Below are 26,480 nucleotides of genomic sequence, written 5' to 3'. Positions count from 1 at the left end.
CGATACCCACATTGGACACCGACCTCACCAGATTTATCTGAAGCCTTCAAACCTCAGCAAAAATTCAGCCAGAGACTACCATGCCCGGCTGGGAAAACTAAACCCTCTTCTGACCTGCCGCGTCTGGCAACCACTGACCGCATGCCAAGCAACGCAAACTCGCACAGCTTCCCAAGAACTCATCCTGTCCCAAGCAGTCCTCGTTGCAAAGCATCCGCCAACTCCAACGTCGTGGACGGCCGTTCCTGCGGCTGCTTGGCCAGCGCCCGCAGAATCGCCTGCGAAACGCCCATGGGAAGCTCCCGCCGCAGCTCAATCGGCGGCTGGGGTGGCGCTTTGACATGCTTGTTGGCCAGTTGCATGACCGTATCCGCATGGAACGGCACCCGCCCGGTGAGCATTTCATAGCAGATGATACCCAGCGCATAGACATCCGTCCGGGCATCGAGTGGGCGGTCCATCCACTGCTCCGGCGCCATGTAGTACGGCGTCCCAGCCACCCGCCCCTGCTCCGTCAGAGTCTTGATGAGCTTGCCGGTCATCCGCAGCCGCGCCAGCCCAAAATCAATGACCTTGGCCATCTCCTGCTGGCGATCATACTGCTCGACCATGATGTTTTCCGGTTTCAGGTCGCGGTGGATCACATTCCGCTCATGGGCCACGTGCAGCGCCGCGCAAATCTGCACCATCAGGCGTACGGTCCGGCGAATGTCCAGCACATGCTCCTGGCGGAGAATGTCGCGCAGGGTCTTGCCCGACAGCAACTCCATGACCAGAAAGATGGACGCCGGGCGATCCCCCTGGCGTGGCTGCTCGAAGTAGTCATAAATGGCAATGACGTTGGGATGCCGGATGCGCCCCAGCGCCAGCGCCTCGCGGCGAAAGCGTTCAGAAGCCGCATAGTCCTCGGCAAACTCCGGCTTGAGCACCTTGACGGCCACCGCATCACCAATGTTGATGCGCTCGGCACGGTAAATGGCCCCGGTCGCCCCCTGACCAATCCTGGATTGGATGTGGTACTTCCCTTCCAGCACCTGACCAATCAGCGGGTCCTGCCCGGCCGACGGCAACTCGACCCGTGGTTCCTCATGGGTAATCCGTCGGGCAATCGTGGTGGATGAGGTTGTGCGCGCCTGCGGGAGTTCCGTGCCATCCAGGGGACAGAAACGCATCGTGTCTGTCCACACTCGCCCACATCGAGGACAGGTTTTCATGGTTTGCCAACAAACAGAAAAACCCTATGACAAACCCCACGTCGTCACTTCAGCCGGGCGGCCAGGCCAGCGGACGCCCTCCCAGAAGATGTACGTGAAGCTGAAACACCGATTGCCCGGCATCGGGACCCGTGTTGATGACCGTCCGGTAGCCAGTCTCGGCAATACCGACCTTGTTGGCGATTTTGGCCGCAACCCGCAACAGATGCCCCAGAACGGCTTCATCGCTCTGGGAAGCCTCATTGAGGGACTCCATCGGCGTCCGTGGAATGATGAGAATGTGAGTTGGCGCTTGCGGATGAATATCCCGGAAAGCCACACATTGTTCATCGTCATAAACGATGTCTGCCGGAGCTTCACCACGGGCAATCCTGAGAAAAATGTTGTCTGCTTCAGCCATGTCACCTCTTTCCCAACGTCATTTCCTGACGTTCCTGTATCCGCACCAAACAGCCTGCCTTTGGCACGCATCGTAACACAGGCCAGTCACCCAAAAACAAAAATCTCCCCCCGGACTTGCCCCCATCAGGACAGGGCGCGGAGGCGGTCTCCAACGGCCTGTGCCACCAGGGAAACTGAAATGTCCATGCAGATATGCTGCTGACAGGTACGGCGATAACAGTCCGTACGACATGCCGCATCGAGACCAACCACCTTGTCGGCCGCCGCAAACGGGCCGTTCCGTTCAGCGGACGTTGGCCCATACAGACCGACAATCGGCGTCCCAACGGCGGCCGCCAGATGCAGCGGCCCCGTGTCCCCCCCAACGAACACCGTCGCCCGCCGCGCCAGCGCCAGATACTCCCGCAGGTTCGTCGGAAAGGACGCCACCGGCGCCGCCCGCACCACGGCCTGAACCTGCGCAACCAGCGACGTTTCACCCGGCCCATAAGTCACGACACTGGCCAGTCCATGCTGCCTCCAAAGCAACTCCGCCAGATACCCAAAGTTGGCCGCCGGCCACCGCTTCGTCACCCACCCGCCACCCGGATTGAGCAGCGCAAAGCGTCCGGTGATGCCCTGCCGGGACAACTGTCCGGCCACATAGGCAGCTTCGTCCTCCAGCGGCGGCAGCCAGAACTCGTAGGTTTCCGGCGGCGCAACGCCCAACGCCTCAACCAGACGCAGATTCGCCCGAATCACATGCTCAGAAGGTGAAACGGCGACCTGTTCCGTGTAAGCCAGCCGGCCCGGCGGTTCACGCAGGGCGTCCGTTGCAAAGCCAATCCGCCGCCGGGCCCGGGAATACCACGCCACGGCAGCCGATTTCATCAGCCCCTGGAAATCCAGCGCCACATCCACCGGATACCGGCGAAGCCGGGCCAGACAAGCCGCCGCCTGACGGAGCACTTCCCGCCGGTGCCACTGCCGCCGCCAGCCGCGGGTGTCCAGAACGATGACCTCATCCAGACCGGGCGCGCCCAGCAGCAACGGCGCGGCCACGCGCTCGACAACCCACGTCAGCCGGGCCGTGGGAAACGCCCGGCGCAGGGCCACCACCGCCGGCATGGCATGCACGACATCCCCAATGCTGCTCAGTTTGACGATCAAAAAGTGCACACCAGCCAGATGCTTATTGCGTTATCAGATGGATGTCAGAAAATCCCACGCCGCACGCACCTTCCCCCACAACGGCACCCCCAGCACCACCAGCCCCACCAGCACCGAAAACACCGCCGCCAGCAGCGTCGCCCCGGCCGCCGCGTCCTTCGCCACCTTCGCCAACGGATGAAACTCCGGGCAAGCCAAGTCCACCACGGCTTCAATCGCGCTGTTGACCACCTCCAGCGACAACACCAGCGCCGACATCACCAACACCGGCACCAGCCCGGCCTCCAACCACCAGGCCAACGCCAACGCCAGCCCGCCAATCGTGCACTCAATGCGAAAATTGGGCTGCGACTGCCACGTACGCACCAGTCCCGCCCAGGCATAACCAAAGGACGCCCACAACCGGGGGACCTCCAGCCGGGCGCGTGCCGGTGGCGCATCACCGGAGGGTGGTGGTTTCATCCGTCTGCGGAGCAGGATGTGAACCGTAGGCTGCGGCTTCCGCCGGCGGCAACGGCAACGGCGTGCGCGGAACGGTCAGCCCATACTTGGCAATACACCAGAGCGCCTGAATCCCATCCTTCCAGCCAATCTTCTTGCCCTCTTCATAGGTGCGCCCATAGTAGCTGATCCCAACCTCATACACCCGCAGCCGCCGCCGCGCGACCTTGATGGTAATCTCCGGCTCAAACCCAAACCGATCCTGCTCCAGCACAATGGACTGAATGACCTCCCGCCGAAAGGCCTTGTAGCAGGTTTCCATGTCCGTCAGGTTCAGGTCGGAAACCATGTTGGAGAGCAACGTCAGCAGGCGATTGCCAACCGAATGCCAGAAATACAGCACCCGGTGCGGACGCCCACCCATAAACCGCGAGCCAAACACGACATCCGCCTTCCCCTCCAGCAGCGGCGCCAGCATCTGCGGGTAGTCTTCCGGGTCATATTCCAGGTCAGCATCCTGGACAATCACGTAATCCCCGGTCGCCTGCCGGAAGCCTTCGCGGAGCGCCGCGCCCTTGCCACGGTTGACCGGCTGAAACAGCACCCGGAGATTGGGCTGTGTTGCGGCCAACTCCCGCAGAATGTCAGTCGTGCCATCGGTCGAACAGTCATCCACACAGATGATTTCTTTTTCGAGCGGCAACCGGACGGCCTGCACCCGGGCGATCAGCTCACGCAGGGTACGGCGCTCGTTATAGACCGGAATGACAACGGACAACCTGCCGGGCATGAGTCATCCTGAAACGTTGGGAAGGATTGGATTCACCAGGCTCAGCCGGTGAAAAGCCACAATGACCAGAGCGTGCGTAATCTGCCCAGTCGTGATGAGCGTCGGGATGGTCTCCAGCGGCACGAGCCGCACCGCCAGCGACTCATTGCCGTCAAAGCGTGTCGGCTTGAGCTTGCGCGCCCCGCGCGCCACAAAGCTGTGGCAACGGTTGTTTTGAATGGCCGGGTTGGGGTGGCAGTAGCCCAGCGGCTCGATGGTCGCCGCCACATAGCCGGTTTCCTCTTCGAGTTCACGGGCGGCCGCCACCGCCGGCGTCGCGTCTGTGGCATCCACCATCCCACCCGGAATTTCGAGCGTCACGTGGTGGATTCCGTGGCGATACTGCTCCACCAGCACCACCTCGCCGTCCGGCGTCACGGGAATCACATTGACCCAGTCCGGGGCGTGAATGACGTAGAAATCCCGCGCCGCAGCCTCGTTGGCAGCCTCCGCTTCCGGCGGACAGGCCCGCTCCCGGTGGAGCGTAAACACCTTGGCATCCGCCAGCGGCTCGGGAGGCAACTTGTGCCACGGACGAATGCTCATCGTTCGGATTGGTTCGCCGTGGCCGCCAGCGCCCGTGAACCGTCCTGCCGCGCATGAAACGCCAGCGACACTTCGACAATCATCGTCACCTCATGGCCTTCAGCCCGCAGGTTATGCAGCTCTGACCGGACCCGCGGCGACTCCCACACCACTTCGCGCAGAATATGGCTCAGACGATTGGTTGCCTCTTGCAGATACGGATTGTCACGTTTCATCACCCCACCTCCGGCGCACCACAGGATTCCCCAGACTCGAAAAAGAGGCAACCCGCCAGTCCCGCTGGCCGGTCATCACTGACCCTGCCCCAAGTTTTCAACCTGCCGGGAAAAAGCACACCCATCGTATGCAAAGAAGCACAGGCAAGTCAATTTTGGCCAGGCTCCACAGCGGGATTTCACGGTACGCTCTGACACGCCACACCGTCACGACCGGAGCCGTCACTACTGGGTCGGAGCATAGTAGCCGCTCCGCGCGCGTACCGTGACACCCGGTCGCTTGACGCGCACCTCGATGCGGCGAAACCGGCCATCCCGCGCGTCATTTGAGGAGTAATAGCTCAGCACATACTGCGCCCGCAGCTCGGCTTCAAGCTGGGCAAAACCCGTCGTCAACTCGGAGAGACTCGTCACCATAAAGACCCGTCCGCCTGTCTGCCGGCACAGAAGGTCGAAGTCATTGTCCGGCGGCGGAAGAAAGTCGTCATATTCCGTCCGAATGATGGGACAGATGCCGAAGATGATGGCGTCCGTCCGGTTGACTTCCTCCAGCGCCCGCTCGCGCGTCACCCGGCTGACCGTGTTCTGTCCGTCAGAGACCACGATGATCACCCGCCGTCCGGGTTCACGCTCCAGGCGGCGCGCTGCAATGAAAATCGCATCGTACAGCGCCGTTGCCCCCCGCGCCTCCAGCCCGCGCACGGCCGTTTCCAGCGCACTCAGGCTGGAGGTCAGGTCCTGACGCAGATAGACATCGTGATTGAAAGCATAAAACGCCGCCCGGTCCTGGGGGCGCAGCACGCGCCGGAAAAAATCCAGCGCCGCCTCCTGCTCAAACTTCAACCGGTTGCGGACGCTGGCGCTGATGTCGAGCAACAGCGCCAGCCGCAGCGGCTGATCCGCCTGCCGCCCCACCCGGCTGATGACCTGCAACTGGCCATCTTCATAAATCTCGAAGTCGGTATCGCTCAGATTCTGCACCGGCAGACCGGTCGTGCTGTTGACCGAAGTCAGCACCGTCACATAGTCCGCCCGCACGACAACATCGGCCGCCGTATCGCCGTTACGCCCCGGCAGGGTATCGGCCGGCACGGGCACCACCTGGGCCCCCACGGACAGGCTGCCGACGCCCAGCAGCCAAACCGCTATCCGCCACCATACTTGCCATGTTTTCTTCATGCTGCCTCACCGGCCAGGGAGGATGACTTCCCCGCCTCCATCGCCATAAGCCACTCACCAAAAGCTGCCAGCGCCAACGCAATCTGCCGCGCCCGCCGCTCCGGCCGCCGCCGATAGGCCCTGGCTTCGGGCTCCGCCAGCGGCGGCAGCAGGGCAAAGGTGATGTTGACCGGTTGGTAATCGTTGTTTTCGCAGTGGGCCACGTAGTTGAGCAGACTCCCAATGGCCGACGCCCGCGGAACAGGCAGCAGCGGCTTGCCCTGCACCAGCGCCGCCGCCCACCGACCCGCCACCAGCCCCGTCGCCAGCGATTCCACGTACCCTTCGACGCCCGAAATCTGCCCGGCAAAAAACAGCCGTGGCTCGTGTTTGACCTGAAGCGTGGGCGTCAGCAGTTTCGGGCCGTTCACGTAAGTGTTGCGGTGAACCTGGCCAAACTTCAGAAATTCCGCCTGTTCCAGCCCCGGAATCATCCGCAGCAGGGCCTTTTGCGCGCCCCATTTCACCGAGTTCTGAAAGCCCACCAGACTGTAACTGTCGGCCATGAGGTTTTCCTGGCGCAGTTGCACCGCAGCATACGGCTCCCTGCCGGTACGCGGATCGCACAACCCCACCGGCTTCATCGGCCCGAACCGCAGGGTGTCCCGCCCCCGACGTACGGCCACGTCAATCGGCAGGCAGGCCTCAAAATACTGCGCCTTGTCGGTCTCAAAGGCCTTGGGCGCCACGCACTCGGCCGCCAGCAGGGCATCCACGAAAGCCTCGTACTGCTCCTTGTTCAGCGGACAGTTCAGGTAGTCATCCCCGCCCTTCCCATAGCGGGCCGCGCGAAACACCACCTCGTAGTTGATGGTTTCAGCATCCACCACCGGTGCAATGGCGTCGTAGAAGTACAACTGCTCCGCCCCGGCCAGGTTTTGAATCTCAGCCGCCAGGGCGTCCGAGGTCAGCGGCCCGGTGGCAATGATGGTCACGCCGTCCAGCGGAATCCGCGTGACTTCCTCCCGGATGACCGTAATCCGGGGATGTGCAGCAATCCGCGCCGTGACCTCGGCCGCAAACCGTTCCCGGTCAATGGCCAGCGCCGCCCCGGCCGGTACGCGCGTCGCCTCGGCCACGGCGATAAGCAGGGAGCGCGCCCGCCGCAGTTCTTCCTTGAGCAGGTGCGGCGCGGTGTTGACTTCATCCGACTTGAACGAGTTGCTACAGACAATCTCCGCCAGACGGTCCGTTGTGTGCGCCGGCGTTGGCCTGACCGGCCGCATTTCATAAAGCCGCACCGGCACGCCCTGTTCCGCGCACTGCCAGGCAGCTTCACATCCGGCCAACCCACCACCAATCACCGTCACCACGTTGTCATGCATGGTTCCCCCCGTTCAGCGCCGGTATTTCCCAAACCACGCCTGCAGGTAGAGCTGCTGGGCCAGTTGATGTGACGGCCGCCGAAAGCCGTGGAACTCTTCGGGAACCCGTACCAGCAGCGTCGGTTTCCCCAGCATTTTCAGCGCCCGGTAGTATTCCTCGGTCTGCCCGATGGGCGTCCGCAAGTCGGCTTCGCCGGTCAGCAGCATCGTGGGCGTCGTCACTCTGGCGACGTAGCTCAGCGGCGACCGGACAGCAAACGCCTGCGGGTCCTCCCACGGGTACTTCTCAAACTGGTCGTACCACGTCACCGGGCCATCGGTCGTTCCCACAAAGGAATGCCAGTTGACCACCGGACGCATGGAAGCAGCGGCCGCAAACCGGTCGGTGTGCCCGACAATCCACGCCGTCAGCACCCCGCCCCCGGAGCCGCCGCAGACAAACATGTTGCGCTCGTCAATGAACCCCCTGGCCAAAGCCGCATCCACCCCGGCCATGAGATCGTCGTAGTCCTTCCCCGGATAGGCATACTGAATGCCGTTGACAAACGCCTGCCCATAGCCGGTCGAGCCACGCGGGTTGGTGTAGAGCACGGCGTAGCCTTCGGCGGCAAAGTTCTGAAACGCCCAGTTGAAGGCCACCGAGTACATGGACCACGGCCCGCCGTGAATCCACAGCACCATGGGATATTTCTTCGCCGGATCGAAGTCCGCCGGTTTGATGAGCCAGCCCTGAATCTCCAGCCCGTCGGATGACCTGAAGCGCAGTTCTTCAGCCTCGCCCAGCACCAGGCCGGCGAGCACGTCCGCATTGACATCCACCAGCACCTGCAGCTCGCCGGGCCTGGCGACCGGAAACGTCACCAGGTTTCCCGGCTCCCGGAAGCTCGACCGGATGGCCGCCACCTGCCCGTTATCTGCCAGCGAAAAACTGCTCAGGACGTGCGTCCCCTCGGTGATCCGGCGGGCTTTTCCGTTCACCGGAGCAAAGTAAAGCTGTGCCGTACCGCGCTCCTCCACGAGGAAATACACCCCGCTGCCATCCCGCACCCACGTGACCTGCGTCGGGGAGCTGGGCAGCTCGCCCGCCCACAGCCGGGACTCGCTGCCATCGGCGTTCATCAGGTAGAGGCTGGAAATGTGATAGGTCAGCTTCTGCTGGTCATACCCCACGTAGGCAATGCGTTTCCCATCCGGGGAGACCTTCGGCTGGGCGTCGCGTCCACGCCGGTCAGTCAGCGCCCGAAGTTCCCGGGTGGCCAGGGTGATGACATAGATTTCGCTGTCACCCCGGGCAAACTCCCAGTCATCCCGCCGGATGGCGGACACATACACCTGCCGGCCATCGGGCGACCACTCCGGGTCATCGTAGCTGTACTTCCCGTCCGTGATGCGCTGTGGCGTCCCGCCCAGCCGCGCATCCAGCACAAACACCTGCCGTTTGGTACGGGGAATCTGTCCCTGCCCATCCACAGCCCACACCATGCGGTCAATGACCAAGGCGGGCTTGGCCCACTGCGCGCCCTTCGGCGCTTCCGGCAGCTTGATGGGCAGGGGGGAATCAGGATCGGGCACGAGCATCGAAAACAACAGTTGCTTTCCATCCGGCGACCACCGCAGATCGGATGGCTCCTGCTCGACACGGGTCAGTTGCACGAGATCGCCGGTTTCGGGCGTCAGGACGTGAATCTGTGCGCTCCCGTCCCGTTCCGCCACAAAGGCCAACCGCTTGCTGTCTGGCGCCCACACCGGCTGACGGGCGCTGTAGGTCTGTCCGGTCAACTCGCGGGCGCGCGAGCCATCGCGCTCCACAATCCACAGGGTGGAACGGTAGCGGTCCGTCATCTTGTCCACGAAAGTACGGGTAAACACGATCTGCCGCCCGTCCGGGGAAATGGCCGGATTTGTCACCGACTCCATTTCCATGAACGTCCCTTTGTCGAGCCGGCGGGGTGCCGTGGCAGGCGCGGTCTGGGCCAGCGCCAGACCTGACAGGCTGAGGGCCCAGCTTAGAGCCAGGAGAACCGTAAGAAACGGCTTCAGGGTGAACATGGCGTGTTTTCTGTGTGATTGACACATGGAGAAAATAGGGCCGGACGCCGGCTGGTCAACATACCGCCGCCGGACGCCCCGGGCCAAAGTGAAAGGATACTCCAGCCGGATGACGTATCGCTACCACCGGCGTCCCGGCCGCAGGTGTCGGCACTGGCCCGGCTTCTGGTTCCACTTTCCCACACCTGCCAACCGTCCCGGTGGCAACGGGCCGCCCCCGTGACGAAACGCCAGAGGTGCGGCCCGGTTCCTGCCTGTCAGAAGAACAGCTTGAGGGCAAACTGAATCTGCCGTGGGTCACGGGCGCGCGTCACCCGCCCGAAATTTTCCCCTTCCGTGATGTTGCCACGCGGATTCAGAAACTGGGTCTGGTTGAAGACGTTGTAGAACTCACCGCGAAACTCGATGCGCAGCCGTTCATTGATAGGGATGTTCTTGCGCAGGGTGACATCGTAGTTGTGGATGCTCGGACCACAACAGATGGTTCGTGGCGCATTCCCAATCGTCCCCAGTTCCTGGGGCGCGAAAGCGGCTGGATCAAAAAAGTAGAGGTTGTTGCGCCGGGGGTCGAAGGTCCGAAACCGCCCCACCAGGTCCGGCTGTCCCGGCAGCTCGAAGTCAAAGCTGTTCATCAGCTCCAAGTCATCCGACGAGGTGATGCGAATCGGAAAACCCGTCTGATAGACGGCAATGCCGCTTACGGCCCAGTTGTTGAGGATACCGCCGAGCCAGCGCCGGCCAGTCACCTTGGGCAACCGGTAGTCGAACGTCACCACCAGGCGATGACGGGCGTCAAACAGGGACAGTGAACGACTCAGCCGCGGATTGATGGGGTTGACGATGTTCTCGAAGCTCGAAGCATTGTCAATGGACTTGCTCCACGTGTAGGCCGCCTGAATCTGAATGCCTTTTTCCTCGAAGCGTTTGTCCACCAGCACCTGCAGCGAATGGTAGTTCGAGTTGCCGGCCGTCTGCCGCTCAAACAGGCTGGCAAAGACCGGCACACCATCGGGCGGGCAACCCTCACCGGTCAGGGGATTGCAGAAAGGCGAGGAAAATGGCCGCAACCCTACCAGCCGGATGGCCGGATTGTTCGGCCCGGTCACGGTACGCTGTGGGCCGTAGGGCAGATGCAGGGTCACACCCGCCGGAATGGCCCCAGCCGGCACGAAGTATTCGTTGTCAGCTCCGAACGGTCCGCACGTGCCGGGACCCAGAATCCGGTTCAGGTCGAGACAGGTCTGGGGATTGCCAAAGTTGATGTCCCGCGTCAGCAACAGCCGGTGGCCCTGGGTGCCCACATAGCCAACCTGCACCAACAGGTCATCCTGGAGCTTGCGCTGGAGCGTCAGGCTGTACTGCACGGAATACTGCGGACGAAGTTCCGCCGGCAACTGTCCATACAGCAGAATGGGGCGGAACACGGAGTAGTCCACCGGATCGCCCCGCCGTGGATTGAGAATCCCATTGGAGGGGTTCGGCACAATCGTTCCATCCTGGCGCAGAAAAGGCGTACTGAGAAACATGTTGGTGATGTTTGAGCTGATGCCAAAGGGTGGCTGGGGCACGAGCTGGGCCAGGATAAGCCCCTCGATGGGCCCGTTGTAAAACATCCCCCAGCCGGCCCGTACACTGCTGTTGCCGGGGCCGCCGGTCAGCTTCGCCAGCCAGCCGCTCTGCCAGGGCGGACTCCAGGCCAGCCCAAGGCGCGGCGCAAAAGCCCGGTAGTAGGTTCGGAACAGCCCATCCGGTACGCCCTCATCCCCCGGAATGCCCAAACCCAGGGGAAAGACGGCGCGGGCCGGCCCCGTCGGGCTACAGTCCTGTGACCCGAAGACACCGACGAGCGGATTGTCGGGGTCAAGCCGGCAGGGGAACTGCGTACTGGCCAGGCCGGCCCGGAAGGACTGCACCCGGCGGAAGCGGTCCGCCGCTGGGGTGTTCAGTTCCCAGCGCAGGCCGTAGTTGAGCGTGACGTTTGGCGTGATCTTCCAACTGTCCTGGGCAAAGAGATAGACCGCGTTGCTGTAGAAGTGCGAAGTCTGCGCACCGGTCTGGTAGTACGAATCCACCAGGCCCAGCAGGTAGTTGGGCACCAGATTCGTGTACCCGATGTTGTTCGGCCCGCCTCCAAAAAAGCTGAACTGACCGTTGAGCGCGCCGAAGTTGGTCATCAGGTAACGCTGCTGCCGCAAGTCCACCCCGAACTTGGCCGTGTGGCTGCCCCAGATACGGGTCAGGTTGTTGGTGAGCTGGTAGGTATTGACAACCTGCGGGATTTCCCCCTGGTAGTTGTTGCCAATCGAGAAGCCACCTTCGAGGCCAATCCACGGCACGCCCTCATGCGGCGTCCCGACGCCGACAATAATCCCCAGCCGGGGGTTGTTCGGATCGGAGAAGCATAACTCCGGGGGCACATCACGGCACGAAGCATTCACCGGATTGGAACGTTCCGGGCTGTTGAGACGAAACAGGTTCTGACGGAAGTACACCGCCCGCGCCTCATTGATGGTGTTCGTGCCTGTCCAGGTATGGGAGAGGTTGATCTGGGCAATCCGGGCGTTGTTGATGTTGCCAAAGCCGGGCAGGTTGGCGCCGGAGTCAGCCACCCGCGCAAAGGGCTCCAGTGCAAAGCTGTCCGAGTAAAACACAAAGGCGCTCAGTTGCTGCCGGTCGGTCAGACGGTGGTCGAGGCGCAAAAGCCCCTGGTCTCCACGGCGGCGGGCCACCGGATTGGCCTGAAAAAAGCCGTCACCCAGGTTCGGGAGCGGCACAAATTGTTGCAGCAGGTCATTGGCTGTCCGGTCGAAGCAGGCACCGGGAATGCGGTTGCCGGGAAAAATATCGGCATAAGCCGCGCCGGCCGTAATGGGCGCGCCTCCGGCCGCAGCAACAGCGGCGGCGCAGCCGGGACGCGCATTGAGCACGGCGGCCACCGTTGCGTCAGCAATAAAACCGGTAAAGAGCGGCCCGGCGCTGAAGTCGCCCAACCGCTCGGCCGCTGTCGGCACCGGCACGACATCCGACGGGATGCCCTGGCGAATGCGGCGCCCCTCGTAGGAAGTGAAAAAGTATGTTCTGCCACGCTGGATGGGCCCGCCGAATGTGCCGCCAAAAATATGCTGGTTATAGGCAGGCTTTTCCAGATTGAAAAAGTTGCGCGCGTTGAGTGCCCGGTTTCGGAAAAACTCAAAGACATTGCCACGAAATTGGTCACTCCCGGACTTGGTGACAACATTGATGACCGAGCCAGAGTTGCGGCCATACTCAGCATCAAAATTGTTGGTCAGAACACGAAACTCTTCAATCGCATCCGGTGAAGGCTGAACGGCTGGAAGATTGACATAGAGATCGTTGGCTTCGCCACCATTGACACTGAAATTGTTTGACCTTCCACGTCCGCCATTGACGGACACCACACCAGCCTGGTCGCTGCCGGTAAAAAGGTCTGATCCGAGCTGTGACTGAACCCCCGGCTGGAGCTGCAGAAACTGGTAGGTGTCACGGGTGTTCAGCGGCAGGTTGACGACGGCGCGGCTGTTGACCGAAGCGCCAAGCTGCGTGCTTTCGGTTTCAATCAAGGGTGTCCCACTGGCCTTGACCTGGACAACTTCACTGGTTTCCCCAATCTCCAGCCTGACCGTAACGCTGTTGACGCGCCCCAGGCTGACTTCCAGATTCGTCTGCTCGTACTGCTTGAACCCTTCGGCAGTGACCACCAGCCGGTAGGTTCCAATCGGGAGTGACGGCAGCTCGAATGTTCCATCCTCACTTGAAGTCGTGACGCGCGTGATTTGTGTTCCCTGAAGCGTCACGGTGACGTTCGCCCCAGCCACCCTGGCATTGCTGGGGTCCCTGATGACGCCACTGATCGTACCGGTTGTCTGCGCCCAGACCAATGATGCAAGCCAGCCCATAAAGCCGACGACAAAGCCACAGAAGATGCCGTTTTTCTTCATGTCTTCCTCCCAATGGAAACGATTTAGGGCAGAAAGCTTTACCAAATCTCTTGTTTTTGTCTTTTGGCTGTTGAATCTGTCTTTTGACAGGACAGGGCAAACCGGGCAGAGCATGGCCCTTCAGCCCGGCCGGGCTTTTTACAGAATGAGTTTCGGGGAATTTCAGGGAGAGATTTCAAAGACCGGTTTCGGTCCGTGCCCACTGTTCGGACAGTAACCGCACAAGCTTTCATCCTGAAACCGGATGAAGGAAAAAGCTATTATACGTTGGTATAAGTTTGGTTTCTCACCCTTGCGCTTTCAGGCCGACGAGGAACCGGAAAGCCCCAGTCGTTCCGCCGCCCGCACCAATTCCGGGAGAGAGGCCGCCTGCATTTTGCGCATCACATGTCCACGATGGACCTTGACGGTGATTTCACTTGTCCCAAGCTCAGCCGCAATCTGCTTGTTGAGCCAGCCGGCCACGACCAACGCCATGACCTCGCGTTCGCGGGCGGTCAGCGTGGCATAGCGTTGCCGCAGGGCAGCCAGTTCGGCGCGCTGGGCGCAGCACAGGCGATGGTGCGCAATCGCCTGCTCGATGGCCTGAAGCAACTCGTGATCCTGAAACGGCTTGGTCAGAAACTCGAACGCCCCGGCTTTCATGGCCCGCACCGACATGGGGATGTCTCCGTGACCGGTGATGAAAATGATCGGCAGGTCCACCCCAGCCGCCGTCAGGCGAGACTGCAAATCCAGCCCACTCAACCCCGGCAGGCGCACATCAAGCACCAGACAACCCGGCGTGTCGTCAGCCCGCACGGCACGCAGAAACGCCTCGGCTGAAGCAAAGGACACCACCCGATAGCCGACCGCGCGCAGCCAGTTCTCCAGCGACTGGCGCACCGAAACATCATCCTCAACCACGTACACCGTTGGCACCGCTGGCATCGTTGGCGAATCCATCATCCGGCACCACCTTCGGTCAGCAACGTAAACTGAAACTTTGCGCCAAAGCCATTGCCGGCAACGCACCACAGGCGGCCGCCATGGTTTTCGATGATGGAACGACTGATCGCCAATCCCAACCCCATGCCGTCGGGTTTCGTCGTGTAAAACGCATCGAAGATGTCGGCTTCGTGGGCTTCCCCCAAACCAACACCGTTGTCTTCCACCGTCACCAGCACCTGACCGTCGCCATAGGGTTCTGCGGACAGACGGATTTCCCGCCGGCGCTCAGTCACCGGAAGCAGCGCCTCCACGGCATTGACCAACAGGTTGAGCACGACCTGCTGACACTGCACCCGGTCGCCAAAAACGGCCGGGATGTCTGGAGCCAAACGGGTGTGGATGGTGATGCCCTTCCTGACGAGATCGTTCCGAATGAGGGACAAGACTTCAACCAGCGCTGCCCCCAGGTCAAACGTGGCCTTTTTCAACTCGGTCCGGCTCAGCATGGCGCGAATCCGTGCAATGATCTCGGCGGCGCGATTGCCATCCCGAATGATGGCCGTCACCGTCGTCCGGGCTTCCGGGAGGTTGGGCGGCGTCGCTCCCAGCCACCGCAGACAGGCATTCCCATTGGTGACAATCGCCGAAAGCGGCTGGTTGATTTCGTGGGCAATCGAGGCCGCCAGTTCGCCCAGCAGCGTCCGGCGGGACACCAGAGCCAGTTCGGATTCGACTCTGGCAAGGGTCTCTTCCGCCTGCCGCCAGTCCTCGATGTCCGTCCCAAGCCCGTACCACTTGCTGACCTGCTCCCGTTCGCCGGCCGGAACGACGTGCAGCCGCAGCCGCCGGTACACCCCATCGGCACGGCGCACCCGGACTTCCGTTTCAAAGGCCCGGCCACGCATCCGCGCCTGCTGCCACTGTTCCGCCAGGGCATCGGCTTCTGCCGGATGTACCGGCAGGTTGCGCCGCAAATCCGTCACCGGCGCGGAAGACGCCCCCAGAAAATCACGCCAACGCTGGTTGAGAAACTCCACCGAACCATTCGGCGACTCGCTCCAGACCAACCCCGGTATGGTGTCCATCACCAGCCGGAGCTGGTCCTGAAGCGACTGAATCTCCTGAAACGACTGGCGGTTTTTCGCGGCCAGGCGGTTGATGGTAAATGCCGTCGTCAGAAACACGATGGGTGCGACGACATCCAGCGGCTGGTTCATCGCCGGACGAAACAGGGGCGCGGTGAAAAACGAATCCAGTCCAATGTACGCCAGCAGGGCGGTCACCGCCGATGGAGCGGCGCCGGTTCGGAGCGCCACCAGAACAATGACGATGAGGTAGAGCAGCGCGGCCGTCGTCGAATGAACCTCCAGGTAAAAACCGATGGCGGTCAGGGCAGCCACACTCACCCCGCCAACGGCATAGGACACCAGGTGGTGCAACCACGGTCCCAGGCGTACGTTGTGCTTTCGTGTCACGTCGGGCTACGACTCCACTCTTTCGTTCACACTATTCTGGCTGCCGTTGGGGACGCACCGGGGATTGAAAAACCAATGCCCCCCACACCGGCCACCAGGCGGCACGACGCCCCCCGGCGACAAAGCACCACGGAACAAAAGGGGGGCCTGTCCCTTGGGTGCGGTCAGTCAATCTCGAAGCCGGAGGTCTCAAACTTCAAGGTGCGACTGTTCTCCGTCACCGTCCGCACCGTATGCTCGGTGGCTCCCTCCGGCAGGCGGACATGGATTTCCAGCACCACCGAAACCTCGGCGCCGGGTTGCCCGGCCAGATGCGCGATGACTTCCTCGGCAATGCGGCCGGCATCGCGGCCCACGCGGGTCGGATCAAGGCGTACGGTGCCATGGTAGCGCCGTGGCAAGGGGCGTGGCGGCGGGAGCGTCCCCCCGGCCTGGTTGCCGGCATCGCCGTTGCCTCCGGTATCCGCCCTGGAAGGGGCAATTTCAGCCCCCTTCCCCCCGGTGACCGGCAGTTGGGGCGAAATTTCGGCCGCCCGCTGCTGTTGGGCCACCTCCGCCTTGACGACCAGACCAGGGTCTTCGGGTGTGAGTTGAACCGGCTGGCCGCCGCGCAGCCCCCGATACCGGCCCGTGGTCTCATCCCAGCCTTCGGCGTAGGCGTAGGTCTCAACTTCCCAACTGGGCAGCTCCACGCCGTCGCGGATGGACTGGACGAGAACTCCGGGCCCGGTGAGCCGGGGAAGGTACAGGTAGCTTGCGAAGTCTTCCACGAGCTGGCGTACGGAAACATGATCCCCCCGCCAGAGCGGCACGGCGTCCAGATGCTGGCGCAGGACGGTGCCACCGAGTTTCCCCACCAGCAGCTCATCCCCCTTGAGCTTCCGGCTGGCGCGAACGGCAAGTGCGTCAGCGCCGGTCAGCCGCAGCGCCTGCCACTCGAGCGCCGTTTGTGGCGTCTTCTGCTCGGGCACCAGGAGCCACTGGTAGGCCTCGGGCAGGCGTGCGTCCACCGTCGAATCGGCGGCCTGTAGCTGGGTTTCCGCCTGCCGTACCTGGTGTGGATCGAGGTTCAGGGCAACTTTCTCATCCAGGATGGACCGCCAGGCCAGGAACCGGCGCACCGCCTCCTCAAGGTCTTGCAGCCGAACCTTGTCGGCCGCCAGGAAGACCAGCGTGTTGCGGTAGCGCCGGGGCGCATGACCGCGAAACTCGAGAATCGCCTGGGCTGCGACCTGGGCGGCGTTATCGGCTTCCTTGATGTAGGGGTATTCCGGCGGCAGCACCACCAGGCGCACCGCGAGGTCGTCCGGCACATCGGCACTCGAGCGCGGCAATGGGTGCACCCTCGCGAAATCACCCATCTGTTTCAGGTTGGCCCGGATACGCGCCTCGAGTTCGGCGGCCACCTTATCGGGGTCGCGCTTGAGCTGCTCGGCCCGGTCCTCAGCCAGCTTGGTCACGGTGGGCTGCGTGGCGTACCAGAAGCGCGCACCATCCTGGTAGAGATAGGTGGCCTGGCCCGCCAGCCGCCGGAGGGCATCGCCAAACACCGCCGGCGACTCCCCCGGCATCACGCAGCCGAGCTTCACCCGGCGGTCCTCGAGGCCCCGGTGCGCCGCCCCCGCCGTGGGTGCCGAGCCCAGGTAGACCGTGCGGGCCACGCGGCGCGTGGCGGAAAGCTTACCCAGGTTGGGCACCTCGCCGTCAATCCTGAGCGGCAGGGAGCTGGGCCCATCCACGTCCTTCTCGATGATGGGCGTCCAGTTATCGGGCAGATAGCGGGTCAGCTCGAACTGCACCCGTGGGTCGTCCACGGGAATGGTCGACGGCAGGATCAGGGGGCTTTTGTCGCCCTTCTCCCACAGGCTGTGAATCACCGCGGCCATCAGGCGCAGCACCCCGCGGGTGCGCTGGAACTTGACCAGCGTGGACCAGTCTTCGTACAGCCGGTCGAACACCTCCGGGTGGATGGGGTAGGCCGCCTGGAGGCGGCGTTCGTAGTCGGTGGTTTTGCACTCGGGGGGAAACTCGGCGGCCTGGGTACGGTACAGCTCGGCGAAGGCCCGGGCCGTCAGGTCGCGCTGGGTGAAGGCTTCCGCGCCCGCCAGCGGTTCAAACAGCCGGCGGCGCACGATCTCGAAGCCCTCTTCGGCACTGGCGGGCCGCCATGCCGACTCCACCCGCCCCACCACGTTGCGCAGCCGGTCGAGCGCCTCGCGCCCGCGCAGGCCGCCCACCTCCACATCGTCGGCCTGGGTGTCGGAGGCCGGCAGCGAGATCACCAGCAGGCAGTTGCCCGCCAGCTTGGCCGACTCGGTCAGGGCCTGGGCAAAGCTGAACTGGGTCTCGAAGCTGCCGCCCGGCAGGTCGGCGGCGTCGTGAAGCTGGCGGGCGTAGGCCACCCACTCGTCAATCAGAATCAGACACGGGCCATAGTCCTTGAACAGCTCGCGCAGGCGGTCGCCGGGGTTGGTCGCCCGATCATCGTCCGCCGCAATGCGCGCGTAGGCTTCCCGTCCGCCCAGTTGCCAGGCCAGCTCGCCCCACAGCGTGCGCACCAGCGTGCCATCGGGCTTGCGCGCGGGATTGCCGGGCGAAATTTTGTTACCCACCAGCACCACGCGGCGCGCCCTGGGCAACTCCGTCACACCGGCGTTGGCCATCAGTTCATCCACCCCCGCCAGCTCGGCTGGCGTCGCCCCACTGAAAAGGTGGTAGAGCGCCAGCATGGAGTGGGTTTTGCCGCCGCCGAAGTTGGTCTGGAGCTGCACCACCGGATCGCCACCCGTACCGGACAGACGCTGTACCGCGCCCTCCAGCAGCCGCTTGAGGCTCGCGGTGAGAAAGGTGCGGCGGAAAAACTCGGCGGGCTTCTGGTACTCGTCGCTGCCTTCGCCCAGATGTACCTGCCACAGATCGGCGGCAAACTCGGCCTGCTGGTAGCGACCACTGGCCACGTCGGGGTGGGGCGTCACCACCTCGCGCCAGGGCTTGAGCACGCCGCTGGCCGCGGACTCGATGAGCGAGCCTCCGGCCTTGCGTTTCTCGTGGCGTACCTGCTCGTCGAAAACCAGGCGGCGCAGCTCCATCTTGAGCCGGTTGACCTCGTCGGCCTGCGGAGCTGAAACGGCTGTCAGCAGCCGCTCCATGGAGTCGAGGGCGCGGTCGGCATCGTCGCTGGAAAACGGTTTCTGGTGCGCCCACCGGTTGCGCCAATCGCGCAGCTCGCTGACCAGCGAACGTTCGGCGAAGCCCAGGGTCTTGCGGAAGACCTCGTTCCAGGTCTCCCACATCAGCTTGAGCAGACCCGCCGCGTCCCACTCGGCGATGGGCTTGTTCTTGAGCGACGGGTCCTCGGCGAAGCGACGCGCCGTCTCCAGGTTGAAGGCGCTTTTCCGCTCCGCCTCCTCCACTTCGCGCTCAACGTAGGGGCCCAGCCCTGCGCACAAGAGGTCCAGCCCCTTCCCCACCCGTTCCTGATTGGTCATAGCCAGCCTCAAGCCTCCGTATGCTCAAAAAGCGTCTCCTGAGCCGGGCGTGTCGTGCGGCTTTCGGCCGCCAGCCGCACGATCTCCGGCCAACTTTGCACCAGCGCGTTGTACGCAAAGGCCTCCGCCGCGCGCTTCCGGCGTTCGCACACGGTAAACAGCCGGTAGGCCAGCTCGCGCGCGGTTTCAGCCTTCGCGCCCAGCTTCGCCACCAACGTGGCCGCACCGCTCTCGCCGCCGGCTTCCAGCGCGCGGATCAGGTGGTGGACCACCTCCCAGTCGGTCAGGCGCAGGTCGGTCTCGGGGTCCCAGTCGGCCGGCAGCTCCCCGGGCTGAACAAGCCGCACCTTGCCGCGTCCGGACTCCAGCACTCCGGCCTCGACCAGCCCTTCCACGCTGGTGTTTTTGGCTTTGGAGAGCGTCTCGGCCTCCCCGTACTCACCCTTCTCAAAGCCGTACTGCTCGAACCAGGCGATGGCCCAGCGCGTGTCGGCGTCAAAATCCCCCTCCTGCTCAGCCAGCACCTCATCAAGGGTGGCATTGATGAGCGCCAGGGCCTCGCGTACCGTGACGGGCAGCCCCTCGGCCTTCAGCACTTGGGCGTAGCGGGTGTAAACGGCCATGCCGGGCCCGATGGCGGCCTGCGCCAGGTCCACCGGGGCGATGTTGGCCTTCTGCAGCTCGGCCAGCGCGGGCGGCAGCTCGGTCTTGAGGGCCTGGACGAACTCGCGCCGCGTGGCGGTAGGCGCATCCGCCGCTCGCGGGCGGCAGACGAGGACGATGCTGGAGGCGAGGGCGTTTACCGTCGTCTTGAGGGCGGCGGACTGCTCGGTACGCATCGGCCAGGTGCCAGTGATGGCAAAGCCAGCGCAGATCACGGCGTCGAGAAAGGTCTCCCAGCCGGTACTGGCCACCCCTGGGAGGGCGGGCGTCCCGCCCGCCACAAAACGCGGGCGGGACGCCCGCGCTCCCAGGGTTTCGGCCTGCTTGAAGGCGTAGTAGATGGTGACCGGAAAGGCCGGGTGCGCCTGCGCGGCCAGGCGGTGCATGGCCTGCGTCATGCCGTCCAGGAAGAACTGCTCGGCCTTTTCCTTGCTGCCGTGGCGGTAGGGCGTGGCGACCAGTTCCTCGGCCTTGGGCGTGCTGAGCGTGGCGAAGAGGTCGGGAAAGACGGGCCGGAGCGAGCGGCGCAGCCAGACGTAGAAGAAGTCCGAGAGGTCGGCGTAGCCGATGTTGTCGTAGTAGGGCGGGTCAGTGCTTATGACGGGCGAGATGGTGACAACCTCCCCAGCTTCCTGTGCGGCCGCTTGCTGCACATGGCCGTATGCGTGCATCCCGAGGCTTGCAAGGACCTTGGCCCCATCGCTGTAGGCCCCATGCCAATCTCCACCAGCGCCAGCAAACGGGTTGCACTCAGGATAGTCCCAGACCATCGGGATCGCCTGCCGTCCGAATACGCGACCGCTCTTTCCCATGTTCGCGCGCCAGATACCCATCGAGCAGTGATAGGCGGTGATCTTTGAAACCGCCTCACCCAAATACGTCCCCACCGCCTCCGCATACGCCGTCGCGCCGGTGCCGCCGTTGCGCAAGGGGATCGCATCCTGGGAGCGCGGGCGTCCCGCCCGCGAGTCATGGCGGGCGGGACGCCCGCCCTCCCAGGCGCTGCTCCACCGCCACGCCGAAGGCTCCGGGCACAATCCAGCCTTGACGGGGTTGTTCCCGATGTACTCCACCACACGCCGGAAGTGGTTTTCGTCGCGTATGGCGCGATCAAAGTATTCCTCCATCCAAAACGGCCCCTCGCGCCCCAGCCGCCGGTTGGCCTCCTTGGCCGTAAACGATTTCCACCCGTGCAGGATGGACGACAGGCTGTTGCCGTGGAGCGGCGTCACCAGTACGTGGACGTGGTTGGGCATCACGCACCAGGCGTGCAGCGCGTAGCGCTCGCCGTCAAAGTGAAGAAGGGACTGCTCCACCAGCTCCGCAATGTGCGGATCGCGCAGCCAGCAGGCGCCGTGCCCGGCGTCGAGCGCGGCTTCAATGCGCTTGCGGCGTTCAAGTGCCTGCTCATCTTCGGGCAGGCGCGCCAGCTCGTCCTGCCAGCGGGCAAGCAGCTCGCGCGGCAGGCTGTCGTGGAGGCGAAAGGTGATGTGCTGGGGCACCTCGCCGGCCTCGAAGTGAGGGAGACGGCCGCGGGAGTGCCAGATGGTTCGCGGGCGGGACGCCCGCGCTCCCAGGTAGTCCTCGCGGCACTTTTCCATCGCTTCGGCCACCAGATCGGAAAACGTCGTCAGCGCCACAAGCTGGCGGGGGGTGAAGAGGTCGGCCCACGTGAAAAAGCCATAGCCACGGCCACTGACCAGATCGCACGTATCGCGGTTCATCGGCTGATCGGGCTTCCACGACGGTTGTGCTGAACGGGCCATCCTTTCGTGTTCTTCGGCAGGCGGCAGATAGACGCGCCCACTCGGGCCTTCGGCAACAATGGCCATCAGTCGTTCTCCCATTCTACCTGCCATACTCTCGGCTTTGATGTACTCGCTGGGAATTGGCATGCCGGAAAGCAGACACTGAAAATTCGCGCCGCGCGCAAGCTTCGTGCCGTTCTTCGCGCTTTCCGGCGGCTTACCCACCTTGACCGTGAAGTAATACCCTGGGAGCGCGGGCGTCCCTGGGAGGGCGGGCGTCTCGCCCGCCACAAGTCGCGGGCGGGACGCCAGGATAATTGGCTCGACGTACGCCTCCTTGCCCGCCTTGCTGGAGAGGATGAAGGTGGAAACCAGCGGCACATCCACATCCGCAAAAGCCGGATTGGGGCTTTTGACCGTCCGCGCCCACAACCAGGCAATCACGGTGAGCTTTTGGCCCACGAGCGGTTTGAGGTCGGGGCGGTCCGCGGCCATCGCCGCGGTCACTTCCACCTTCGGGTACAGGTGTCCGATGCGTTTCTCCGCCTCAGCGCGCATCCACTGGCCGTAGTAGCGCACGTCCTCGGCCAGACCCTGCGCGCCCTTCCACTCGCGGGCGAAGAGTTGCTTGTCCTGGCGCGCCTCGGGGTTCACCGGCGGCTGGCCCGCAAACCGGGGCGGAATCTCGATCATGGCCTTGTTGATCAGCACGGCCACGGGGTTGAGGTCGCTGGCCCAGGCTTCGAGTCCCAGCCGCTGCGCCTCCAGCGGCAGCGCGCCCCCGCCGGCAAAGGGATCGTGAAAACCTGGGAGCGCGGGCATCCTGCCCGCATTGATCGCCTCAACAATCTCGTCGTCTGAAAGGCGTGATGCCGCTGCGCCAAGGCAGTGCCGCGCCCAACTCCGGCGGATTTCGCGCCGGGCGCTTTCGAGCACTTCCTCGTTGGTGGTGTTTTCCCACTGTACAAGCTGCTCAAGCAGGCGAAAGAGGCGCTGGCGTTCCCGTTCCTGGGCTTCCGGGGTGGGAAATTCCTCCGGCACACTGGCGGGATCATCCACCATCTGGGCAAAGATGACGGCCCGGGCCGCAGCCAGCGGACGGCGCGCCCACCACAGGTGCAGGGTGCTGGGGTGGCCGTGGCGAATGGACTTCTCACGAGCGCTGGCGGCGTTGATGGCCTCGAGCGGGAGTGCAACTTCGATCAGCTTCTTTCTCATCTTGGCTCCTCGGCCCTGGCTAGGAGGACAGCAAAGTCGTAGTTCACGCTGGTAACGCCAAAGTCGGGCTCGCGCTGGAAGGGGCGGCGCAGGTAGCTCACCCGGTGCGTGCCGTCTTCCAGAAACTCCACCAGGGCCAGAATAAAGTCATCGGGCTTGTTGAGCGAGGTGAGAATCTCATTTCTGGTGACGGTGATTGTGGCGGCTCCACTGACCCGGCCCTTGACCTCCAGGAAGCGCAGCCGGCCGGTTTTCGGGTCGCGGCTCTCGATGTCGTAGCCGAGCCGATCGAACTCCCGGTCGGTCGGTTCACAGCCAAGCTGCCGTTCAATGTCCATCACGATGTCGCGCGCGCGGGCGGCCACGGCCTGGGTATCGGCAGGGGTGGTGGGTGCTGACGCAGCGTGGCCGGTCATGCGGGCCAGCAGCCCTGCGGGAACCACCACGGCCCCGCCCAGCACCACCGGTGGCAGGGCCGAGATCTGGGCCTCGCGCTCGAGTTCGGCCAGGCGACGCTCGAGGCGGGACTGTAGCTCGTCAGCCCGGCGGCGGGCTTCCTGCGAGTTGAGCCGCGCCCCCGGCTTGCCGGACGACTCCATCAGCTTCAGTTCCTCGGCCCGGCGGTCCCAGTAGGCAATCTCCTTGGTGAGGCGATCTTTGACTGCGGCGCGGATGTTTTCGATCTGGGTCAGGCGCCGCTGGCGGACTTCACGCACATGTTCGGGAACGAGCGTGGCGATGGCATGCCTCTGGGCGTGCTGCTCCAGCGCACCGGTCATCCACGCGCACTGGGGCTGCTTGAGGATGGTCGGCGCATCCGGCTCGTCGTCGCGCAGGGGACGATAGTCCAGATAGGGCGCGTAGTGCCGATGGCGGGCGCGGCCTTCGGCGTCCAGTTCGACGTAAAGCAGCCGGCGCGAGAGGGTACGCCGCGCTCCCGAAGACAACCGGCTGGCATCCTGGATGGCGTGCTCCAGGAAAAAGAGCACCCGTGGACTTGTGGATGGGTCACGGTCATCCACCAGCACGGCGCCGCGTTTCAGCAGGTCGCGGTGGCGCTCAAGGGTGAGGTCAAGTACGGCCTCGAGCAGCGGATGGCCGGGGCAGACAAAGGCCGCCAGCGGCTGGCCTGCCGGGGCCATCAGGGGCTTCTCGAAAACCACCCGCTCGTAGCGCTCCAGCACCGGGTCGCCAGCGCCCGGCTGGCGATGGCGTCGGCGCAGCAGTGCCGGCACGTGAGTGATCTCGTAGCGGCGCGGCTCGCGCTCGCGGAGGCTTCCGCCCAGACGCCGGAAAGCCTCCAGAAAAAATGACTCGACGTAGTGTGGTTGCAGGCGGCGTGCCTCAGCCCGCGCCATGTCCTCCCGCACGCGGGTCACCCGGCTGATGTCCATGGTGTCGTGGGCCAGCGCCCGCTCTTCGAGCAGGTTCCGCAGATGGTCACGCTGCACCGCGTGTTCAATGGCCTGGGTCAGGCGCGCCCGGACTTCAGGCCGGTCGCCGTAGCGGACGGCTTCAATCATCAACTCGCGCAGGGGGCGGCCCGCGAAGTGCAGCCTGCCCAGCACATCAAACACCTGCCCGCCGAGGGCCTGCCGCGCCTCCTCGAGCTTTTCCAGCAGCCGCCGGTACACGTCCCCCTCACGGGTTTCGGCGGCAACCAGGTTCCACAGGTGGCAGACCTCGGTCTGGCCGATGCGGTGGATGCGGCCAAAGCGCTGCTCGAGGCGGTTGGGGTTCCAGGGCAGGTCGTAGTTCACCATCAGGTGCGCGCGCTGCAGGTTGATGCCCTCGCCGGCGGCGTCGGTCGCCAGGAGCACCCGCACCTCGGGGTCGTGCAGAAAGCGCTCCTGGGCCTGGCGCCGTTCCTCACGTCCCATGCCGCCGTGAATGATCACCACCGCTTCCGGGTACCCGAAGCGGTCGCCGATGCGGCGCTGCAGGTAGCCCAGCGTATCCCGGTGTTCGGTAAACACCACCAGCTTCTGGCGTGGCGAGGACACCGCCGGAGGAACGTATTTCCCGGCTTCCGGGGGGTCAGCTTGCGGGGCGGGCGGGGTGAAGATTTCGTCCAGCAGTTCGGACAGTTGCCGCCACTTGGTATCCGCGCCGCTGGTTCGCACCTGCGCCGCAAGGGCTTCCAGCCGTCCGAGCGCCTGGATTTCCCGCCGGAGTTCATCCATCGTGCTGGCGGCCGTCGCCTGATCGAGAATCTCCTCCGCGGCCGCTTCCATTTCGCTCTCCGGCGCGTCTTCCAGGTCTTCGAGCTTTTCGGCGTCAAAGACCGCCCCACCGTTGACGGCTACCGCGTTGACGGCTACCGCGTTGACGGCCACCGCGCCATCGCGCCGCAACCGTTCCAGCTCGTGCAGCCGTTTTTCCAACCGCTCACGTCGCCGGCGCAGCGATTGGTAGATGGCCTCCGGGGACGAGGCCAGGCGGCGCTGGAGGATGGTCAGCGCAAAGCCCACCGTGCCCGCCCGGCGGTCATCCCGGAGCGCCTCGGCGCGGCCCCACTCCTCCCGCACATACTCCGTCACCTCCCGGTACAGGGCGGCCTCGGACTCCGAGAGCCGGTAGGGAACGGTGTGGGCGATGCGCTCCGGGAACAGCGGCGTACCGTCGAAGGTGAGCAGGTTTTCCTTCACCATCCGCCGCATCAGGTCGCTGGTGTCCACCTGGTGGACGCCATCGCGGAAGCGTCCCTCGAAGCGATCTTCGTCCAGGAGCGCCAGGAAGAGTTGAAAGTCCTCTTCCTTACCGTTGTGGGGCGTGGCGGTCAGCAGGAGAAAATGCCGTGTCAGGCCGGAAAGCAATCGGCCGAGGCGGTAGCGTTTGGTGTACTTGACCTCGCCCCCGAAGAAGCTGGCGGCGAGCTTATGGGCTTCGTCCACCACCACGAGGTCGTAGCGGTTCGCGGGGGCGGCCAGCTTTTGTTGCGCCTGTTCGTCGCGCGCGAGCTTGTCCAGCCGGGCAATGACCAGGTTCTGTTCGAGAAACCAGTTGCCGGTGCGGGCGGCTTCCAGTTTGTCGTTCGTCAGTATCTCGAACGGCAGGTGAAAGCGCCGGGTCAGTTCATCCTGCCACTGCTCCACCAGGTTTCCGGGGCAGACAATCAGGCAGCGTTCCAGATCGCCCCGGACCATCAGCTCCCGGATGAGGAGGCCCGCCATGATGGTTTTGCCGGCTCCGGGGTCGTCGGCGAGCAGAAAGCGCAACGGCTGACGGGGGAGCATGGCTTCGTAAACTGCCGTGATCTGGTGCGGCAGCGGCTCCACCAGCGAGGTATGCACGGCCAGAAGCGGATCGAAGAGGTAGGCGAGGCGGATGCGGTGGGCTTCCGCCACCAGACGGAAAGCCGCGCCGTCACCGTCAAAGCTCCACGGGCGGCCCTCGGCGACAAGCTCAAGGCGCTCCTCATCCTGGCGAAAGAGCAGCTCTTCGTCCACCTGACCGCCCGCATCGCGGTACACCAGCGTCAGCGCCTCCGAGCCGTACCACTGCACGCTGACGACCGTGACCGCCGAATGGGGCAGGATGCCCCGGACACTTGCACCGGGGGTCAGTTCCTCAAGTTTCAACATCCGTGCGTCCTCTTTCGGGCAGGGCGT

The 26,480-nt window shown here is 64.0% G+C and carries 16 protein-coding genes; all 16 read right to left on the bottom strand.

Going from position 1 to position 26,480, the window contains the following annotated elements:
* Window positions 1–179: 179 nt before the first annotated feature.
* Entirely contained in the window at window positions 180–1,172 is a 993-nt protein-coding gene (locus tag J8C05_RS05885; RefSeq protein WP_211421353.1) for a serine/threonine-protein kinase, read from the bottom strand.
* A 91-nt stretch (window positions 1,173–1,263) separates the two neighbouring features.
* On the bottom strand, window positions 1,264–1,614 hold the full coding sequence (locus J8C05_RS05880) for a histidine triad nucleotide-binding protein (protein ID WP_058867453.1): 351 nt from the start codon (window positions 1,612–1,614) through the stop codon (window positions 1,264–1,266).
* A 125-nt stretch (window positions 1,615–1,739) separates the two neighbouring features.
* Window positions 1,740–2,774 (bottom strand): lipopolysaccharide heptosyltransferase I, encoded by a 1,035-nt coding sequence (gene waaC / locus J8C05_RS05875; RefSeq protein WP_211421352.1) that lies wholly within the window; start codon window positions 2,772–2,774, stop codon window positions 1,740–1,742.
* A 24-nt stretch (window positions 2,775–2,798) separates the two neighbouring features.
* On the bottom strand, window positions 2,799–3,227 hold the full coding sequence (locus J8C05_RS05870) for a diacylglycerol kinase (protein ID WP_211421351.1): 429 nt from the start codon (window positions 3,225–3,227) through the stop codon (window positions 2,799–2,801).
* Window positions 3,205–3,996, bottom strand: a complete 792-nt coding sequence (locus tag J8C05_RS05865) for a glycosyltransferase family 2 protein (RefSeq protein ID WP_211421350.1) — start codon at window positions 3,994–3,996, stop codon at window positions 3,205–3,207. The genes J8C05_RS05870 and J8C05_RS05865 overlap by 23 nt, the downstream gene beginning before the upstream one ends.
* A 3-nt stretch (window positions 3,997–3,999) precedes the next feature.
* The gene (locus J8C05_RS05860; protein WP_211421349.1) at window positions 4,000–4,581 is read right to left on the bottom strand and encodes an NUDIX hydrolase; all 582 of its coding nucleotides are present in this window, start codon (window positions 4,579–4,581) and stop codon (window positions 4,000–4,002) included.
* On the bottom strand, window positions 4,578–4,796 hold the full coding sequence (locus J8C05_RS05855; RefSeq protein WP_211421348.1) for a hypothetical protein: 219 nt from the start codon (window positions 4,794–4,796) through the stop codon (window positions 4,578–4,580). The genes J8C05_RS05860 and J8C05_RS05855 overlap by 4 nt, the downstream gene beginning before the upstream one ends.
* A 225-nt stretch (window positions 4,797–5,021) precedes the next feature.
* On the bottom strand, window positions 5,022–5,975 hold the full coding sequence (locus J8C05_RS05850; RefSeq protein ID WP_211421347.1) for a VWA domain-containing protein: 954 nt from the start codon (window positions 5,973–5,975) through the stop codon (window positions 5,022–5,024).
* A complete protein-coding gene (gene trmFO, locus J8C05_RS05845; protein ID WP_211421346.1) occupies window positions 5,972–7,339 on the bottom strand; it encodes a methylenetetrahydrofolate--tRNA-(uracil(54)-C(5))-methyltransferase (FADH(2)-oxidizing) TrmFO in 1,368 nt (455 codons plus the stop codon). The genes J8C05_RS05850 and trmFO overlap by 4 nt, the downstream gene beginning before the upstream one ends.
* Before the next feature lie 12 nt (window positions 7,340–7,351).
* Entirely contained in the window at window positions 7,352–9,388 is a 2,037-nt protein-coding gene (locus J8C05_RS05840) for a S9 family peptidase (RefSeq protein WP_211421345.1), read from the bottom strand.
* A 257-nt stretch (window positions 9,389–9,645) separates the two neighbouring features.
* The gene (locus tag J8C05_RS05835) at window positions 9,646–13,347 is read right to left on the bottom strand and encodes a TonB-dependent receptor (RefSeq protein WP_211421344.1); all 3,702 of its coding nucleotides are present in this window, start codon (window positions 13,345–13,347) and stop codon (window positions 9,646–9,648) included.
* Window positions 13,348–13,647: 300 nt separating this feature from the next.
* Complete coding sequence (locus J8C05_RS05830; protein ID WP_246840662.1) at window positions 13,648–14,295, bottom strand: response regulator transcription factor; 648 nt, start codon at window positions 14,293–14,295, stop codon at window positions 13,648–13,650.
* Window positions 14,292–15,752: an ATP-binding protein gene (locus J8C05_RS05825; RefSeq protein WP_211421343.1), complete on the bottom strand. Its 1,461-nt coding sequence runs from the start codon at window positions 15,750–15,752 to the stop codon at window positions 14,292–14,294. The genes J8C05_RS05830 and J8C05_RS05825 overlap by 4 nt, the downstream gene beginning before the upstream one ends.
* Before the next feature lie 164 nt (window positions 15,753–15,916).
* On the bottom strand, window positions 15,917–19,240 hold the full coding sequence (locus J8C05_RS05820; protein ID WP_246840661.1) for a Swt1 family HEPN domain-containing protein: 3,324 nt from the start codon (window positions 19,238–19,240) through the stop codon (window positions 15,917–15,919).
* A gap of 8 nt (window positions 19,241–19,248) precedes the next feature.
* Window positions 19,249–22,869, bottom strand: coding sequence for an REP-associated tyrosine transposase (locus J8C05_RS05815; RefSeq protein ID WP_211421342.1), 3,621 nt, complete (start codon window positions 22,867–22,869; stop codon window positions 19,249–19,251).
* Complete coding sequence (locus J8C05_RS05810) at window positions 22,866–26,453, bottom strand: helicase-related protein (RefSeq protein ID WP_211421341.1); 3,588 nt, start codon at window positions 26,451–26,453, stop codon at window positions 22,866–22,868. Before J8C05_RS05810 ends, J8C05_RS05815 begins: the two co-directional genes overlap by 4 nt.
* Window positions 26,454–26,480: the final 27 nt, after the last annotated feature.

Origin of the sequence: Chloracidobacterium sp. N, from assembly GCF_018304765.1 — a bacterium.
Taxonomy (GTDB): Bacteria; Acidobacteriota; Blastocatellia; order Chloracidobacteriales; family Chloracidobacteriaceae; genus Chloracidobacterium; species Chloracidobacterium aggregatum.
Note: the sequence above shows the minus strand (reverse complement) of the source record. Positions and strands in the feature narration are given on the sequence as shown.